Annotated in this window: 15 protein-coding genes; 10 read left to right on the top strand and 5 right to left on the bottom strand. The window is 49.0% G+C overall.

Going from position 1 to position 15,635, the window contains the following annotated elements; all coding sequences use genetic code 11:
• The first annotated feature begins 124 nt into the window (after positions 1 to 124).
• Entirely contained in the window at positions 125 to 910 is a 786-nt protein-coding gene (locus AC6R10_RS15445; protein WP_500672789.1) for an EAL domain-containing protein, read from the top strand.
• An 8-nt stretch (positions 911 to 918) separates the two neighbouring features.
• Here the strand turns inward: AC6R10_RS15445 and AC6R10_RS15440 are convergent, their stop codons facing one another.
• A complete protein-coding gene (locus tag AC6R10_RS15440; RefSeq protein WP_500672788.1) occupies positions 919 to 1,551 on the bottom strand; it encodes a response regulator in 633 nt (210 codons plus the stop codon).
• Positions 1,538 to 3,271 (bottom strand): nitrate/nitrite two-component system sensor histidine kinase NarQ, encoded by a 1,734-nt coding sequence (gene narQ, locus AC6R10_RS15435; protein ID WP_500672787.1) that lies wholly within the window; start codon positions 3,269 to 3,271, stop codon positions 1,538 to 1,540. Before narQ ends, AC6R10_RS15440 begins: the two co-directional genes overlap by 14 nt.
• Positions 3,272 to 3,518: 247 nt before the next feature.
• On the opposite strand from narQ, the gene napF reads away from it, so the two are divergent.
• The 6 genes from napF (at position 3,519) to AC6R10_RS15405 (ending at position 8,082) form a co-directional block, all read left to right on the top strand.
• Positions 3,519 to 3,989 carry a ferredoxin-type protein NapF gene (napF, locus tag AC6R10_RS15430; RefSeq protein ID WP_487901522.1) on the top strand — a complete coding sequence of 157 codons (471 nt, stop codon included), beginning with the start codon at positions 3,519 to 3,521 and terminating at the stop codon, positions 3,987 to 3,989.
• Between the two features lie 20 nt (positions 3,990 to 4,009).
• Positions 4,010 to 4,318 carry a chaperone NapD gene (locus tag AC6R10_RS15425; protein WP_500631307.1) on the top strand — a complete coding sequence of 103 codons (309 nt, stop codon included), beginning with the start codon at positions 4,010 to 4,012 and terminating at the stop codon, positions 4,316 to 4,318.
• On the top strand, positions 4,315 to 6,804 hold the full coding sequence (gene napA, locus AC6R10_RS15420) for a periplasmic nitrate reductase subunit alpha (protein ID WP_500672786.1): 2,490 nt from the start codon (positions 4,315 to 4,317) through the stop codon (positions 6,802 to 6,804). Before AC6R10_RS15425 ends, napA begins: the two co-directional genes overlap by 4 nt.
• Positions 6,805 to 6,875: 71 nt before the next feature.
• Positions 6,876 to 7,331 (top strand): nitrate reductase cytochrome c-type subunit, encoded by a 456-nt coding sequence (locus AC6R10_RS15415; RefSeq protein ID WP_500672785.1) that lies wholly within the window; start codon positions 6,876 to 6,878, stop codon positions 7,329 to 7,331.
• Between the two features lie 25 nt (positions 7,332 to 7,356).
• Complete coding sequence (locus AC6R10_RS15410) at positions 7,357 to 7,935, top strand: NapC/NirT family cytochrome c (RefSeq protein WP_334551843.1); 579 nt, start codon at positions 7,357 to 7,359, stop codon at positions 7,933 to 7,935.
• Between the two features lie 9 nt (positions 7,936 to 7,944).
• Positions 7,945 to 8,082, top strand: a complete 138-nt coding sequence (locus tag AC6R10_RS15405; protein ID WP_334551842.1) for a TIGR02808 family protein — start codon at positions 7,945 to 7,947, stop codon at positions 8,080 to 8,082.
• A 104-nt stretch (positions 8,083 to 8,186) separates the two neighbouring features.
• On the opposite strand, the gene galE is transcribed toward AC6R10_RS15405, so the two are convergent.
• The gene (gene galE, locus AC6R10_RS15400) at positions 8,187 to 9,200 is read right to left on the bottom strand and encodes a UDP-glucose 4-epimerase GalE (RefSeq protein ID WP_500672784.1); all 1,014 of its coding nucleotides are present in this window, start codon (positions 9,198 to 9,200) and stop codon (positions 8,187 to 8,189) included.
• A gap of 61 nt (positions 9,201 to 9,261) precedes the next feature.
• Positions 9,262 to 11,235 (bottom strand): diguanylate cyclase, encoded by a 1,974-nt coding sequence (locus AC6R10_RS15395; RefSeq protein WP_500672783.1) that lies wholly within the window; start codon positions 11,233 to 11,235, stop codon positions 9,262 to 9,264.
• Positions 11,236 to 11,521: 286 nt separating this feature from the next.
• Here AC6R10_RS15395 and AC6R10_RS15390 point away from each other — a divergent pair, with 286 nt between their 5' ends.
• Genes AC6R10_RS15390 through AC6R10_RS15380 form a run of 3 tightly spaced genes read left to right on the top strand, consistent with a single transcriptional unit; the run spans position 11,522 to position 13,896 of the window.
• Complete coding sequence (locus tag AC6R10_RS15390; RefSeq protein WP_500672782.1) at positions 11,522 to 12,259, top strand: 5-oxoprolinase subunit PxpA; 738 nt, start codon at positions 11,522 to 11,524, stop codon at positions 12,257 to 12,259.
• Between the two features lie 3 nt (positions 12,260 to 12,262).
• Complete coding sequence (locus AC6R10_RS15385) at positions 12,263 to 12,973, top strand: 5-oxoprolinase subunit B family protein (RefSeq protein ID WP_500672781.1); 711 nt, start codon at positions 12,263 to 12,265, stop codon at positions 12,971 to 12,973.
• Positions 12,970 to 13,896, top strand: coding sequence for a 5-oxoprolinase subunit C family protein (locus AC6R10_RS15380; protein WP_500672780.1), 927 nt, complete (start codon positions 12,970 to 12,972; stop codon positions 13,894 to 13,896). The genes AC6R10_RS15385 and AC6R10_RS15380 overlap by 4 nt, the downstream gene beginning before the upstream one ends.
• 126 nt (positions 13,897 to 14,022) lie before the next feature.
• Here the strand turns inward: AC6R10_RS15380 and AC6R10_RS15375 are convergent, their stop codons facing one another.
• A complete protein-coding gene (locus AC6R10_RS15375; RefSeq protein ID WP_500672779.1) occupies positions 14,023 to 15,489 on the bottom strand; it encodes an FAD-dependent oxidoreductase in 1,467 nt (488 codons plus the stop codon).
• Positions 15,490 to 15,635: the final 146 nt, after the last annotated feature.

Below are 15,635 nucleotides of genomic sequence, written 5' to 3'. Positions count from 1 at the left end.
ATAATACTTGTATCTTTATTGAGACTAAAGGTTGGCTTCCAACGTGCGACAAAATCGGTACTTTCCAGTATGCTTAGTCGTTTGATTGTATCGCCATGTGGTATTTTTGAGGTAAGGCGTTTTTATGAATCTGTCCACCCGAGAGCAGTTTACTCAATGTCTCGAACAGCGAGAAGATGGCCAGTACATTGCGCACTATAAGTCTTTGACACTCTCTAGTGTCTACCAGCCGATTTACACCAAACAGACCAGCATGGTTGGTTTAGAGGCACTGCTACGCATCACCCGCAAAGATGGCAGTTCCGTGAGACCCGATCTGTTTTTTTCCTCAGACAACATCCCGTTGGATGACAAAGTGAATGTTGAACGCCTGAGTCGCGTGATTCATATTCGAAACTTCGCCCAATCAAAATTTCGTGACCGCAAATTGTTCCTCAACATCCTTCCTGTCGTAGGCGATGCGATGGCGGTGATTGATATGACGGAAAGCCTACTGGCCACACGGATAAAAGAGCTCGGGCTCGCACTGGATCAGATCGTGATTGAAGTGGTTGAGCATGAACATGCCAACGAAGCCTTATTGAAGACCGCGATGAAGAAGCTTAGCGATATTGGATTTCATATTGCGGTGGACGATTATGGTGTGGAAGCCTCCAATCGAGCCAGGGTGGAAACACTCAGTCCTGACATCGTAAAAATGGACCGCTCATTGATGCTCGACTACATGCAAGGCAATCAAGCCGCGATGATTTCAGGCATCGAATTAGCAAGAACGTTGGGCTGTCAGGTAGTGATCGAGGGCATCGAGACCCAAGAACAACTCGATGCCATGCGCGCCTTAGATCTCAATATGTATCAAGGCTATTTTCTCTCTATGCCTGACTGCGTATTAAAACTTAAGCATTCCTAGTCGTGATTTTACTTAATGTCACCATAACGTTCCAAATACAAGATGGTGGCAGCGGTACGCGACGGAACGCGCAGCTTTTTCAGCAAACTTTTCATGTGCACCTTGACCGTCGATTCGGAAATAAACAGCGTATCTGCAATCTGCTTGTTGCGAAATCCTTTGGCAACCTCTTTGAGAATCTGACGCTCTCGATCGGTCAGTTCATCAAACACATCGGTAGTGTGTTCTCGCTTGAGCAGGTATTTCGCCACTTCTCGGCTGTAAGCCTTGTTACCGCGAATGGATTGTTTGAGTAGCGATACCAACTCATCGGGCTCGGTATCTTTGAGCAAATAGCCATCGGCGCCGGCTCGAATGATCGCTTCGATGTCTGCTGGGCTGTCTGAGACTGTCAAAATAACGATAGTGGCGTCACAGTCATCGGCGCGCAGTGCATTCAGGGTGTCGAGCCCCGACATCCCTTTCATATTTAAATCCAGCAAGATCAAATCTGGCTTCAGCTCGTGATTTTTTGCCACCGCTTCCGTCCCATTGCTGGCTTCGGCGATAACATCAAATTCTGGCTCAAAACTCAGTAGCTGATGAATCCCTCTTCTCATTAGAGGGTGATCATCCACCAGCAAAACTCTACATTGTGACACTGCTTGTTTCCTTATTTCTTGGGTACGTGAGGATGACGCGGCACCCCTGCTCTTGTTTGCTTTCAATGACCAAGGTGCCGTTTAACCGGGACGCTCGCTCTTGCATAATACTCATGCCGTAGTGGTTGAGCTTTTCGTTGGCCTGTTCAAACCCGATGCCATCGTCAGATACCGACACCACAACGTTATTGTCGGTCTCAAGGCAGGCGATATCGATTTGCGTCGCTTTGGCGTGCTTGATCGCATTTAGGGTCGCTTCACGGATCAATTGCAGTAAGTGAACCTGATCACTGGCATCAAGCTCTACAGAGGAGAGCTGATTATCGACCTCTATGCGGATTGACGATTGATCGGCCAATTGCTCCGTCATCTCTTTTAGTGCTTGGCCAAAACTGCCTTCTTTGATCGTCAGTCGAAACGTGGTCAGCAATTCGCGTAATTGGGTATAGGCGGCTGATAGCCCGCCGTCGAGATCCTTCAGTACGCTCTGAGTGTGTGGTGATGCTTCGCCGGGAGGTAAAGCGGATAAACCACGTTTGAGTAACGAGACTTGAATTTTTAAATAGGATAAAGACTGAGCAAGCGAGTCATGCAGTTCACGGGCGATCGTCGCGCGCTCTTCCATCAAAAGCAGTTGCTCCGCTTGTTTCTGTGCTTGGTTGTAATACACCGCGCGCGAGAGGATTTGGACAAAGTTATCAATCAAAGCTTGATCTGGGCAAGGCAGTGACGTTTTCCAATACAATGTGCCTAACGCTTCCCCATCTAAGGCCAACGGTTTCCTTTGGCAGTCACTGTCACAGCTGAGGCAAACGTCGCCTTTGGTCAACACGAGCGGTCGCTCACCGTCACTGAAGATTTCCATTTTGACCGCTACAATCCCCTCAAGAGAGACGATATGTTGCAGTATCGCCTCAAAGTTTTCCTGCGTGATCCTTGAAGCGGTCAGCTCTTGCGATGAATTGTACAACACTTGCAGTGAGTCATTGGCATGCTGGAGCTTAAGCGTCTTTTCATTGACGGCTTGCTCCAATCCTCGATAGAAATTGCCCAAATCGCTGGCCATGCTATTGAATGTACGAGTCAAAACACCAAGTTCATTCTCACTTGAAACATCCAGCTTCACATCAAACGAGCGCGATTGAATCTGTTCGCTGGCCAACATCATAGCGTTCAGCGGTTTCACGATTTGCTTTCTGGAGTAGTGAATAACAAACAGCCCCACACACAAGATACCACCGAGCCCTGCACCACCCACCCAGGCCAAGCGAATCATTTTTTGTTCAGAGAAGTGTTGCAACTTGAACACAAAGGCATCGATTTGATTCACAAAGCCCGCAACCATGGTTAAATATTGGTGTCGGTCTTCGCTCTGAAGCACGGATTTCAGCTCATGCCAACGCATGATCAACCGATAGTAATCGTGAGTAATGTCATCAGGAACGCCCCAGCCTTGCAACGCCTTCATCGAAGGGGAGTAGATAGAGCGTTCAAACATCTCGATGTGCTGGAGATAGTCTTGAGATTGCGATTGGATGTCGTGCGCCAGTCTATAGCTCTGCATACGCATTGAGCCAGACACGTTCACTGCCTCAGCATCATTGAGGCTAGACGCTAATGTGATGATCGCATAGCTGGTCGTCACGACCGACAGGGCTAAGATCAAGCCCATGGCTTTCGCTATCGTGCGAGTGACGGATTTTTTTACGCTTCTTGGCATGCATTCACCACGTTATTACTCACCTATTCCCCATCACACCAAGTCATCATATTCACGCTTTCGGCTAAATATGTGATCAAACTAAACCAAATTTATTGATCTAAAACAACAACATAATCTGATTACCTCCAAAGGGTTATTTATACAAATATGTCAAAAACTACAATTTATGTGTGTGTTAATGACAAGTTATTAATAGGAAATGTGAGCTACGCTTACATAAATGCAGTTCACAACGGATAGCAACGTGGTCGATTTCAGTAAACGCCGTCTTTTTTCTCGCCAAGCAGACAATACGATTCGCCTGCCTTGGGTTGCGGATACACAAAGCTTTACCGATTTGTGTACCCGATGTGGAGAGTGCGCCCGCGTCTGTGACACGCAGATCATTGTCAGCGGTGACGGAGGATTTCCTACTGTCGACTTCTCTATCGACGAATGCACATTCTGTTATCGATGTGCCGACGTTTGTCAGGAACCGATTTTTTTACCTGAGGCAGAGACGCCTTGGCATGTAAAGGCAAGCATCAATGAAACGTGTTTAGCCAAACAAAATGTGGAGTGCCGGAGTTGTGGTGAGTTGTGTGACCCGATGGCCATTCAATTCAAATTGGAGGTAGGCAAAGTCGCCCAGCCTCACATAAGCCACGATAAGTGCAGCGGTTGTGGTGCCTGTGTTGCCGTTTGCCCTTCGTCATCCATCAATGTGAGCAATTGATTATAAAAATGGACAACAACATGTCACTGAATGAAGTGCATATATCAAGCTTGGTGGTTCACGCCGCGCCTAGCCATCTTAACGAGGTCAAGGAGTCGATCAGTGCACTGCCCAACGCAGAAATTTATGCAGACAGCCCTGAGGGCAAGCTGGTGGTGGTGCTCGAAACTCAAAACCAAGGGTTTATCACCGATACCATCGACGAAATCAACAACCTACCTAACGTCTTAAGTACTGTGTTGGTCTACCACCAGATAGAAACGGACCTAGGCGACGACGTGACAACTAACACTGGAAAAGAACATTCCCAATTCGAGGGTGAAGTATGAAGATGACAAGACGAGCGTTTGTAAAAGCAAACGCAGCAGCCTCTGCCGCCGCGGTAGCCGGCATCAGTCTACCTGCCACAGCGACCAACCTGATCGCCAGTTCAGAGCAATCGGCGATTACCTGGGACAAAGCGCCTTGTCGCTTCTGCGGGACCGGGTGTTCTGTGTTGGTTGGTACACAAAACGGCAAAGTGGTCGCGACGCAGGGTGACCCTGAAGCGCCGGTCAACAAAGGTTTGAATTGTATCAAAGGCTACTTCCTCTCAAAGATCATGTACGGTCAAGACCGTCTCACTCAGCCTTTGTTGCGCATGAAAGACGGTAAGTACGACAAAAACGGTGACTTTACCCCGGTATCTTGGGACGTTGCCTTCGATACCATGGCCGAAAAATGGAAAGAAGCACTGAAAAAACAAGGCCCATCGGGTGTGGGTATGTTTGGGTCTGGTCAGTGGACCGTAATGGAAGGTTACGCCGCCGCCAAGATGATGAAAGCCGGGCTTCGCTCTAATAACATCGATCCTAATGCGCGTCACTGTATGGCTTCCGCCGTGGTTGGCTTTATGCGCACGTTTGGCATCGACGAGCCCATGGGTTGTTACGACGATTTCGAGCACGCAGATTCATTCGTGCTTTGGGGCTCAAACATGGCTGAGATGCACCCTGTCTTGTGGACTCGTATCACAGACCGTCGCCTCAGCCATCCCCACGTTAAAGTGAACGTGCTGTCTACTTACTATCACCGCTCGTTCGAGTTGGCCGATACTGGGTATATCTTCCAACCGCAGACCGATTTGGCCATTGCCAACTTTATTGCCAATTACATTATCGAAAACGACGCCATCAATTGGGATTTCGTCAACAAACACACCACATTTAAGCAAGCTACCACCGACATTGGCTATGGTCTGCGTGACGATAACCCACTTCAACAAGCTGCGGCCAACCCAAACAGCGGCGATATGTCGGGCATCTCTTTTGATGAATATAAGAAATCCGTGGCGCCTTACACTGCGGCCAAAGCGTCAGAAATGTCGGGCGTATCTGAAGAAGATTTGATCACTCTAGCGAAACAATACGCGGATCCGAACACTAAAGTGATGTCACTTTGGACGATGGGGATGAACCAGCATACCCGCGGCGTATGGATGAACAGCTTGATTTACAACATCCACCTTCTCACGGGGAAAATCTCAACTCCAGGCAACAGCCCATTCTCTCTGACAGGGCAACCTTCTGCGTGTGGTACCGCTCGTGAGGTCGGCACTTTTGCCCACCGTCTACCCGCTGATATGGTGGTCGCGAATCCAAAACACCGCGCGATTGCAGAAAAAATCTGGAACATTCCTGATGGTGTCATTCCGCCTAAACCGGGTTTCCACGCCGTCCTGCAAGACCGCATGCTCAAAGACGGTAAGCTCAATGCTTACTGGGTGATGTGTAACAACAATATGCAAGCAGGTCCGAATATTAACGGTGAGCGTTTACCGGGCTATCGTAACCCTGAAAACTTTATCGTCTGTTCTGATCCTTACCCAACGGCCACTGCGCAAGCGGCGGATTTGGTTCTACCGACAGCGATGTGGATCGAGAAAGAAGGCGCCTACGGTAACGCAGAGCGTCGTACACAGGCTTGGTATCAACAAGTCGGTACGGTTGGCGAAGCGAAATCTGACCTTTGGCAAATTATGGAGTTCTCTAAACGCTTCAAGATGGAAGAAGTGTGGACAGAAGAGATGCTCGCCAAAGCCCCTCAGTATCGCGGCAAAACCATGTATGACATGCTGTTCGCGAATGGCGTGATCAATAAATACCCAATCGAGGAAGCGCGCGAACTCAACGACGATGCGCACCACTTCGGTTACTACGTACAAAAAGGCATTTTTGAAGAGTACGCCTCATTTGGACGCGGCAAAGCACACGATCTTGCGCCGTATGAAGTGTATCACCAAACACGTGGTCTTCGTTGGCCAGTCGTTGACGGTAAAGAGACCCTTTGGCGTTACAAAGAAGGCTCAGATCCATATGCCAAAGCCGGTAGCGGTTGGGACTTCTACGGCAAGCCTGACGGAAAAGCGTTTATTATTTCCGCCCCATACGAAGCTCCACCAGAAGTGCCAGATTCCGAGTTCGATTTATGGCTCTGCACCGGTCGTGTACTCGAGCATTGGCACACCGGCACCATGACACGCCGTGTCCCTGAGCTCTATAAAGCCGTGCCGGACGCCGTCTGCTACATGCATCCAGAAGACGCCAAAGCACGAGGCATTCGCCGAGGTGACGAGGTGAACATTGCTAACAAACGTGGTGAAGTGCGTGTGCGTGTTGAAACGCGCGGACGTAACCGACCACCGCAAGGATTGGTGTTCGTCCCCTTCTTTGATGCGCGCATCTTGATCAACAAATTGATTCTTGATGCCACGGATCCACTGTCTAAACAGACCGACTTTAAGAAGTGTCCAGTGAAGATCACCAAAGTTGCGTAATGTCGACATTAGGTTGCCCACATTTGGGCAACCTAAGCGAAGAATGTAGCCAGAAGGCGGAGAACAAAACCATGAAAAAATTCTTAGTTGCACTTTTCTCGGTAGGTGCAGTGTTGAGCAGCGCTGTGTTTGCCAATTTGGAAAACCCGGGTGGTATCGGTGGCTTGGAGTCGCTGCGCGGTAACACCAATCTGGAAGAGACCAGACCTGCGGACGCATTTAAAGATTTTCCCAAAGATCAAATCGTTGAAGATAGCTTTGTCTATCAGCCACCGTTGATTCCTCACAGTATTCGTAACTATGAGGTGTCGTTAAACGCCAATAAATGTTTGGCTTGCCACAGCTGGAAAAACGCCAAGCAATCAGGCGCAACAAAAATCAGTGTCACCCACTATGTGAATCGCCAAGACGCGGTGCTCGCAGACGTGTCGCCAAGACGTTACTTCTGTCTGCAATGCCACGTCCCGCAAACAGATGCGAAACCATTGGTTGAGAATGAGTTCCAGTCTGTTGATTCTCTTAAGTAAGAAACGCGAGTAAACGAGGTTATCTATGAAATTACTGAAAGCGTTTTGGAAGCGGTTCACGTCCCCTAGTAAAGCGGCGGTAGGCGTTGTGCTGTTTATGGGCTTTGCAGGTGGTTTGTTGTTCTGGGGTGCGTTCAACACCGGGATGGAAGCGACCAACAGCGAAGAGTTTTGTTCAGGCTGTCATGCGCCGATTGTAGCGGAAATCAAAGAGACGATTCACTACTCGAACCGCTCTGGTGTAAGAGCAATCTGTTCTGACTGTCATGTGCCTCACGAATGGACAGACAAGATTGTCCGTAAAGTTCAGGCATCTAAAGAGCTGTTTGCGCACTATGTCTTGCGAACCATAGATACACAAGAAAAGTTTGAGCAGCGTCGCGGTCATCTTGCTGAGCGTGAATGGGCACGTATGCAGAAAAACGATTCGCTCGAGTGTCGTAACTGTCATGAATTCGAGTTTATGGACTTTTCTGAGCAAGGTTCACGTGGTGCCCAGCAGCACTCAACGGCGCTTGCCTCGGGTGAAAAGACCTGTGTTGACTGTCACAAAGGGATCGCCCACCGCCTGCCTGACATGCATGGCGTTGAAGGTTGGCAATAAGGAGAGAGCATGAGTACGTTAGAATCGATTATTTGGCACATCCTTGGCTACAGTGCGATGCCTGTCATTATCCTATCAGGCTTCTTAGTGGTTGCGGTCATTTGTATTTGGTTACTCTCGTTGGGTAAAGATAAACAAGCCCAGTAACCCAACAATATCGATACACGACGGTTAGTCGTTTATAAACCAACGAAAAGAGCGACCACTAGGGTCGCTCTTTTGTTAGATTTAAAATCAGCGGTTGCGCTCAATTAATCTGGAAAACCATTCGGGTTATTTGACTGCCAGCGCCAGGTATCTTGCGTCATCTCATCCAAAGAACGTGTCGCACTCCAACCCAGCTCACGCTGCGCTTTTAAAGGATCGGCCCAACACTCGGCAATATCACCGGCGCGGCGCGGCGCAATTTGGTACGGGACAGGTTTGCCACTGGCCCTTTCAAACGCATGCACCATCTCCAACACACTATAGCCATTACCAGTGCCTAGGTTGTAGATGTGCAATCCGGATGTCTGGCCTACTTTCTCTAACGCAGCCACGTGCCCATCTGACAAGTCCATCACGTGGATATAGTCGCGCACGCCCGTGCCATCTTTGGTCGGGTAATCATCACCAAACACAGATAAAAATTCACGGCGCCCTACGGCAACTTGGGAGACAAATGGCATTAGGTTGTTTGGAATACCTTGCGGATCTTCGCCAAGCTCACCGGATGGGTGTGAACCAACGGGGTTGAAATAACGCAGTAAGGTGATACTCCAATCGGGATTGGCATTTTGAAAGTCGGTCAAACACTCTTCAACCATCAACTTGCTACGACCATAAGGGTTGGTCGCACTGGTTGGGAAATCTTCGGTAATAGGCACACTCGCTGGATCTCCATAGACAGTCGCAGATGAAGAAAAAACTAAGGTCTTCACCCCTGCTTCGCGCATCGCATCGACCAATACAAGCGTACCGTTGACGTTGTTGTCATAATATTCAAGTGGCTTTTCTACAGACTCACCGACCGCTTTAAGCCCGGCAAAGTGAATCACCGCATCGATGTTGTGCTCAACAAGCACTTGCTTCATCAAGGCTTTGTCGCGAATATCGCCTTCAATAAAGGTCGGCGTTTGACCTGAAACCTTCTCAATACGTTCAAGCACACTGCGCTTGCTGTTATACAAGTTGTCGACGATAACAGGCGTCATTCCAGCGGCGATCATTTGCAAACACGTATGGCTGCCAATGTAGCCCATACCGCCTGTCACTAATACATTCATAACTCTAGCCTAATGTAAGTATTTCGTTGAATGGTAACAGAAAATCGCGCGCGAGATAACGCTAACTTGCCTCACTCATGATGACCTGCCCTTTGCCTTCCATTTTAGCTCGGTACATGGCTTTGTCGGCCGCTTTGAGGAATTGTTCGAGACTGGTACCCTGCGCACGTTGAGTGTAGTGAATACCAATACTCACACCGACCGATAGACGCTCACCGGCATAGTCGATTTCATTGCTGATTTCCGCCAGTAGCCGCTCTGCGAGGGCGTGTGTACTGGGTTGATCGCAAGAAGTCATCAAGACCACAAACTCGTCGCCCGATAGTCGAGCCACCAAATCTTGACTGCGCACATGCAACGATAGGCGGCGCGAGACTTCTTTAAGTACTGCATCGCCTGCATCATGGCCGTAAGTGTCGTTTACCGCTTTAAATCCATCAAGATCGAGATACAAAAGTGCAATGCCCGTTTTGGATAGGCGTTCATCGGTGAGCGTTTTACCTAATACGCGATAGAGATGGGTGCGATTGGCAAGCCCGGTCAGACTGTCATGATTGACCATATACTCAAGCCGCTCCATCTCTTTGACTGAAGATAAGTCGACAATCACATAGACATAATCGAAGCGATGTTCACTGGCGCTGGTACGATTTTTCGATGCTCGAACATAAAGCGGTACTCGGTGACCAAGGGGATGAATCTCCCACACCTCACCTTGCCACTCACCTTGCTCTTCAATCATGCGTTTTATCTGCGTCATGACGGTATCAAAATCCGCCCAACGGAATAGCTCACGATGGTGCTGACCAATTATATCGCTGCTATCTACTCCCAGTATCCGACGACTGGCCGGATTGAGCATAGTGACCACGTCGCTATCATCGGTGACCACTAAGCCATCTTTACTGTTTTCAAAAATATTCGCCGCCATGCGTTGGCGACTCATCGCCACTTCGACTTGGGTGATGTCCTCAATCGCGATTAGGCACTGGCCGGGTTTTGAAAGCGGCGTACCACTTACTTTTAAGAATCGGCGATCATGAAACAGATCTTCGAGGACGATATGGCGATCTTCAAACTCTAGATTGTTTTCGAGCGCGTGCTTTAATTCGGATTGCCCTTTACCTTGAATCAAATCTATCAACTTACTGGCTTGGATAAATGCGCTGGTACAGCGGAATATCTCACACGTCATCGCATTAAAATGGAGAACATCGCCATGCTGATTGACAACAATAAGCGCGTGTTTGACCGACTCGACCACCTCGTTGGCGAAGGATTTCTCTTGTTCTAATCTATCAAGTGTATGATTGACTTGTTGATCACGCAGTTTCAAACGTCTCAGCATAGTGCGAAAGGCACGGACTAAATCGCCAACTTCATCGTTCGCGATGGTATCAATCTCAATACTGTTGGATTTGTGTTCAATATATCCTTGTATCGCAGCGCGCAAACTGATGACGGGGTTGAGAATGTACTTTTGTACGGTGTAAAACAAAATGGCGGTCGCAATGGTCAAAAAGACAATAAAGATCAGCGCATTATGTATGACTTGCTCTGAACTATCTTGAAACGATTTGGTGGAGATCGTCACTCTAAACTTTGCCACTTCATTACCGTTTGCATAGAGAGGAAAGAGCGCAAAAAGATAATCGTCGCTCACTGCCTGGCCCGTTTCTTTCAATGCAGCGAGCTGCTGCGCACTCGGCAAAGGCGCTGCGACACCATGTTGTTCATACATCGAAAACAGTTTGCCATCTAAGGTGTGCAGCTTAACGCGCACGATCTCTTGGTCTGCGGAAAACGACTGCAATATTTGCGTCGCTTGTTCAGTATGCCCACCCAAAATGGCCGAGTTTAACGGCGATGATAAACCAAGAGACAATACGTGAGCACGGTCGATAAGGTTGTCTGTTTGCGATTGGAGAGCAACATTGAGCGCATTGCCCTGAGTGAGAAGTAAAATCACCGATGAAAAAAGAATCAGTGGGACGATAAGCTTAGATTTCAACGATAGCGCGTTCAACGAGAGCATACGCGACTCCTCTCAGCCCATCTTCTTTGGCGATTCTGAATACCAACGCCACTTCTATCGCCGCTGACCCTTTTCATATCACATTTGAGCGCTTCGCCCCTCACCCACTACCTAAAACACTATTTGCTACCTAAAACATGAGCCGCTCTGTTTTCTTTTGATGCGGTTTGTGCGTAAGCTTAGCAACACGATAGGAACACGCTCAGTGACGCCGTTCAAAATTTGAACGTAACTCGGATTATTTGTACGATAAATCTCACTAATGAGCATAAAGGGACGTAAATGCATGGCAAAACGCGCAATCTTGTTGAATTGTGATATGGGCGAAAGCTTTGGTGCTTGGTCGATGGGCAATGACACCTTGGTGATGCCCCACGTAGACATGGCCAATATCGCCTGCGGCTACCACGCTTCTGACCCAACCATTATGTCACACACTGTCGCGCTCGCGGTTCGATACAACGTCAAGATTGGCGCCCATCCCAGTTACCCAGACTTACAAGGATTTGGACGCCGAAGCCTTGCCATGAGCCCCGAAGAAGTCACTGCGATGATCATCTATCAAGTTGGCGCGCTTAAAGCGCTTTGTGAAGCGCACAACACAGAACTCAGTTATGTCAAACCACATGGCGCGCTTTATAATGACATGCTTAAGGACTTATCGCTGTTCGATTCGGTCGCTGATGCCGTCTCTTGTTTCAATGTCCCTTTAATGACGCTCGCCGTGCTCGATAACCAGCCTTTACTTGATATTGCCGACCGGTATGAGTTGCCTTTGCTGTTTGAAGCTTTTGCTGACAGACGCTATCTCGCCAATGGAAATCTGGCACCAAGAACGGAGCCCGATGCGGTCCTTACCAACGCCGAAGATATCATTAGCCAAGTTCGCCAAATCACCCAATATGGCAAAGTGCGCACCATAGAGGGCTACGCGATTGATATTGAGGCGGATACCTTATGCGTACACGGCGATAATCCGGCGGCCATCGATATTATCAAGAAAATCCGCACCAGCATGGAGTAACAGATGACGATCACCTATACCATCGATCCCGTTGCCGAGTGCAGTATTTTAGTCACCTTTGACGCGGCCCCTTCGCCAGAGCTGTCGAGTATAATCCAGCACTGTGGCGAAAACGTTCAGTCTCAGTTAGCGCAATGGCTGATGAACGTCACCCCCTCGCACATCACCCTGTTGATTGACTATTTACCTCACCGAATCTCCATTTTCGATTTTATCCCATGCGTCGAACGCATCTTGGACAGCACCATAGCCAGCCCGCCAGTAAGCCATAGCGCAGAGATCGTTGAATTACCCGTCTACTATCATCCGGATGTAGGGCCAGACTTAGCGATCTATTTCGAGCAAGGTATGACATTGGACGAAGTAATCGAACTGCACACCCAAGAGTGTTACAGCGTCACCGCGATCGGCTTTGCGCCTGGGTTTGCGTTTATGAGTCAAGTCACGCCTCAATTACAACTGCCACGTCAAAGTACGCCGCGCGTCAATGTTCCCAAAGGCAGCGTAGCGATTGCCAATCATCATACTGCGGTTTATCCGAGTGATTCACCGGGTGGGTGGAACATCATTGGACGCTGCCCATTAGCGCTGTTCACACCCAATGAAGCGCAGATGCTGCCGTACAGTGTCGGCTCTCAAGTGCGCTTTAAGGCCGTCGATCGAGACCAGTTTCTTCAACTCGGTGGGTCGCTTGATGGGGAGTTTGCCTTATGAAGTCTTACGTTGAAGTCATCAAACCTGGACAACTGAGCCTCATCCAAGATTTTGGTCGATTTGGCTTGGCGCATTTGGGCATTACCCAAGGCGGTCCCTTGGATGATTACGCCTACAGTTGGGCGAATCATTTGCTCGATAACCCGGTCAATTGCCCAACTATTGAAATTACCTTGGGACAAGCGGAATTTCGTTTCAATGGTCACTGCAACCTCGCCATTGCAGGTGGGGATCTCAATGCTAAACTCGACGGTCAGCGCATAGATAACTGGTCAACATTTGTCGCCCGTAAAGGGCAAACGTTGAGCTTTGGTCTTCCGGCCAACGGGCTAAGAAGCTACCTTGCCATTAAAGGGGGCTTTGATGTATCACCAGTATTGGGCAGTGTGTCCACCGTCACCCGTGAAGCACTCGGCGGCTTAGAGCAAGGCCGCGCACTTAAAGCGGGGGATCAACTGGCGTTTACTTACCACCCATTATCCCGCCAAAGCACACAGATTTCATTTCGCTACCGCCCTGATTACAACCTGCCCATTCGTGTGCGCGTGATTGAGGGGTATCAAAGTGAACAGTTTTCTCCACACGCGATCGGAGCCTTTTACAGCCGACGTTTTGAGGTAAGCCAGCACATTAATCGAATGGGGTATCGCCTGCGCGGTAACACAATTACGCCACCGGATACGGAACTGTTGAGCGAGGGAATTGCGTTAGGCGCAATACAAGTGCCCAAAAGTGGCGACCCGATTATTTTACTCAGTGACAAGCAAACGATCGGCGGTTATCCCAAATTAGGTTGTGTAGCCCGTATTGACCTGCCACGTATCGCTCAAGCTCGGCCGGGCCAAACCGTGACGTTTGAAAAGGGCGATTTACTCGGCTTGCAAGATGTCTGGTGTCAGTGGGCGCGCTTCTTCGGCTATTAATTCATTGCCATCACTTTTGTTGTATTAACTAAGCTTAGTCGCGGCCAAGCGGGCGGCGAAATAACAAAAAGGCGCCGATTGGCGCCTTTTTGTATCATTCGATGACACGGTGTGGTGATCGCTGCGTTACTGGGATTCACCATAGACTTGGGCCAACTCTGCAGGGTAGCCACGCTCAATCGCGATGCGTTTCGCTTCTTGTTCAACGTCGCTCGCCACCAAGCGGGTACACACCGGATGAAGAGCCTCAATGGAGGCTCCCCGGTAATCATACAAGCCCCATTGAGTCACCACTTTTCTTGCTGCTTCAAGCGCAGATGAACCTTTGACCACTTCGATGCGTGCATAGTGATTGGCTTCAAACGAAACGTCTGCGGCTCTTAACGAGTCATCTCGTCCTGGTATTTGCTGCGCGCCAAACAAAGGCAGCGCATAGTAATCCGCCGAATGGTAGTCAGGCACGTACTGACCGATGTGTCGTACGGCACGCAGGCTGCGCTCTTTGGCCACGGACTCGTCCCAGCCTTGATTCAACGTCTTGATTAGGGGAGCCGGTAACTGGGGCTGAGAAGAACGATCATCCGAGGCAACCAACCCCTCATCGAATAAGGTAATCTCTTTCGTCATACCGTGCAGTTGAAACACTTTATTTGCATACGGAGTCAGTTGCGCCATACCTGCTGGCGTCCCCCGTTGACCATGGAAAATGACCTCTGGCCATACCTGATCACACTGTGCCCATCGCGTGACATAAGCGGCTTTAAACTCCACCAAACGCTGACGTTTCTTTTGAGCCAGATCGTCAATCGTACCGGTTTGATAACCACAGGCGTTGATGACGTATTGAGTTTGAAGTTCGTGCAGTCGGTTATTGTCATCGCGATAGCGAATCAACCAGCTGTCTCCATTCTCTTCAAGATCAGTCACTTCACATGAGGTAAGCAATTGACAATTTGGATGTGCGGCGAGTGTGAGTTTTGCGCTCGCGGCCAAACGAAAGACACTCCAACCGTGCTCTTGCACTGCAACCACAGGGTACTTTAGCGCATCGAGATCGGCATGCTGAGCAAAAGGAATCACCCAATCTTCAACACTTGTTGGTGCCTCAGGTTGAATGCGCGTCGCCAGTGCTTGCAATTCCTCTTTTGAAAAACAGCGATAATAATCTTGTGGTGCGCCCAGCACTTGATTGGCCGGGTCTCGGTCCACTAAGGTCTGGTAGCAATCACGGATGGTTTGCAGGCGAGATTCGACCTCATCGACACTGCCGGGATCGGTAATAGGAACAGCAATAAGAGTTGGGCGACGATTGATGGTTTGAGGGTAAAGACGCACCGTTTCAATCGACTGTTCAAGCAATTCAATACATTGCTCCGTCGAGATTTCCCGGTACAAATTACCACCAGCATGGAGATGGCAAATCGGCGGTCCACTGACAAGGCTCGCGCCTCGCTCAATGAGGGTAACTTTTTGCCCAAGTTCGGATAAATGGACAGCGGCCGTGGCGCCGGCAACGCCCCCACCAATAATGACGATGGACGTTGAACTTGGCTGTGTGTTGATCTGTGACATCTGCGCGGCTAGTTGTTTCATTTCTCGGTTATTTTACTCTTAAAAAACGGTGATAAAAATCACTTTTTTTGCAAGGGATATGAATGACATTTTCATCATAAAAAGTTGAAAAAAATGCTTGACTGAAAAATTGGAACTCATAGAAAAATCGATTCTGTGAATAACAA

This window comes from Vibrio sp. R12-SG2-ISO1 (genome assembly GCF_059834045.1).
This window is presented reverse-complemented; position numbering and strand designations above follow the sequence as displayed.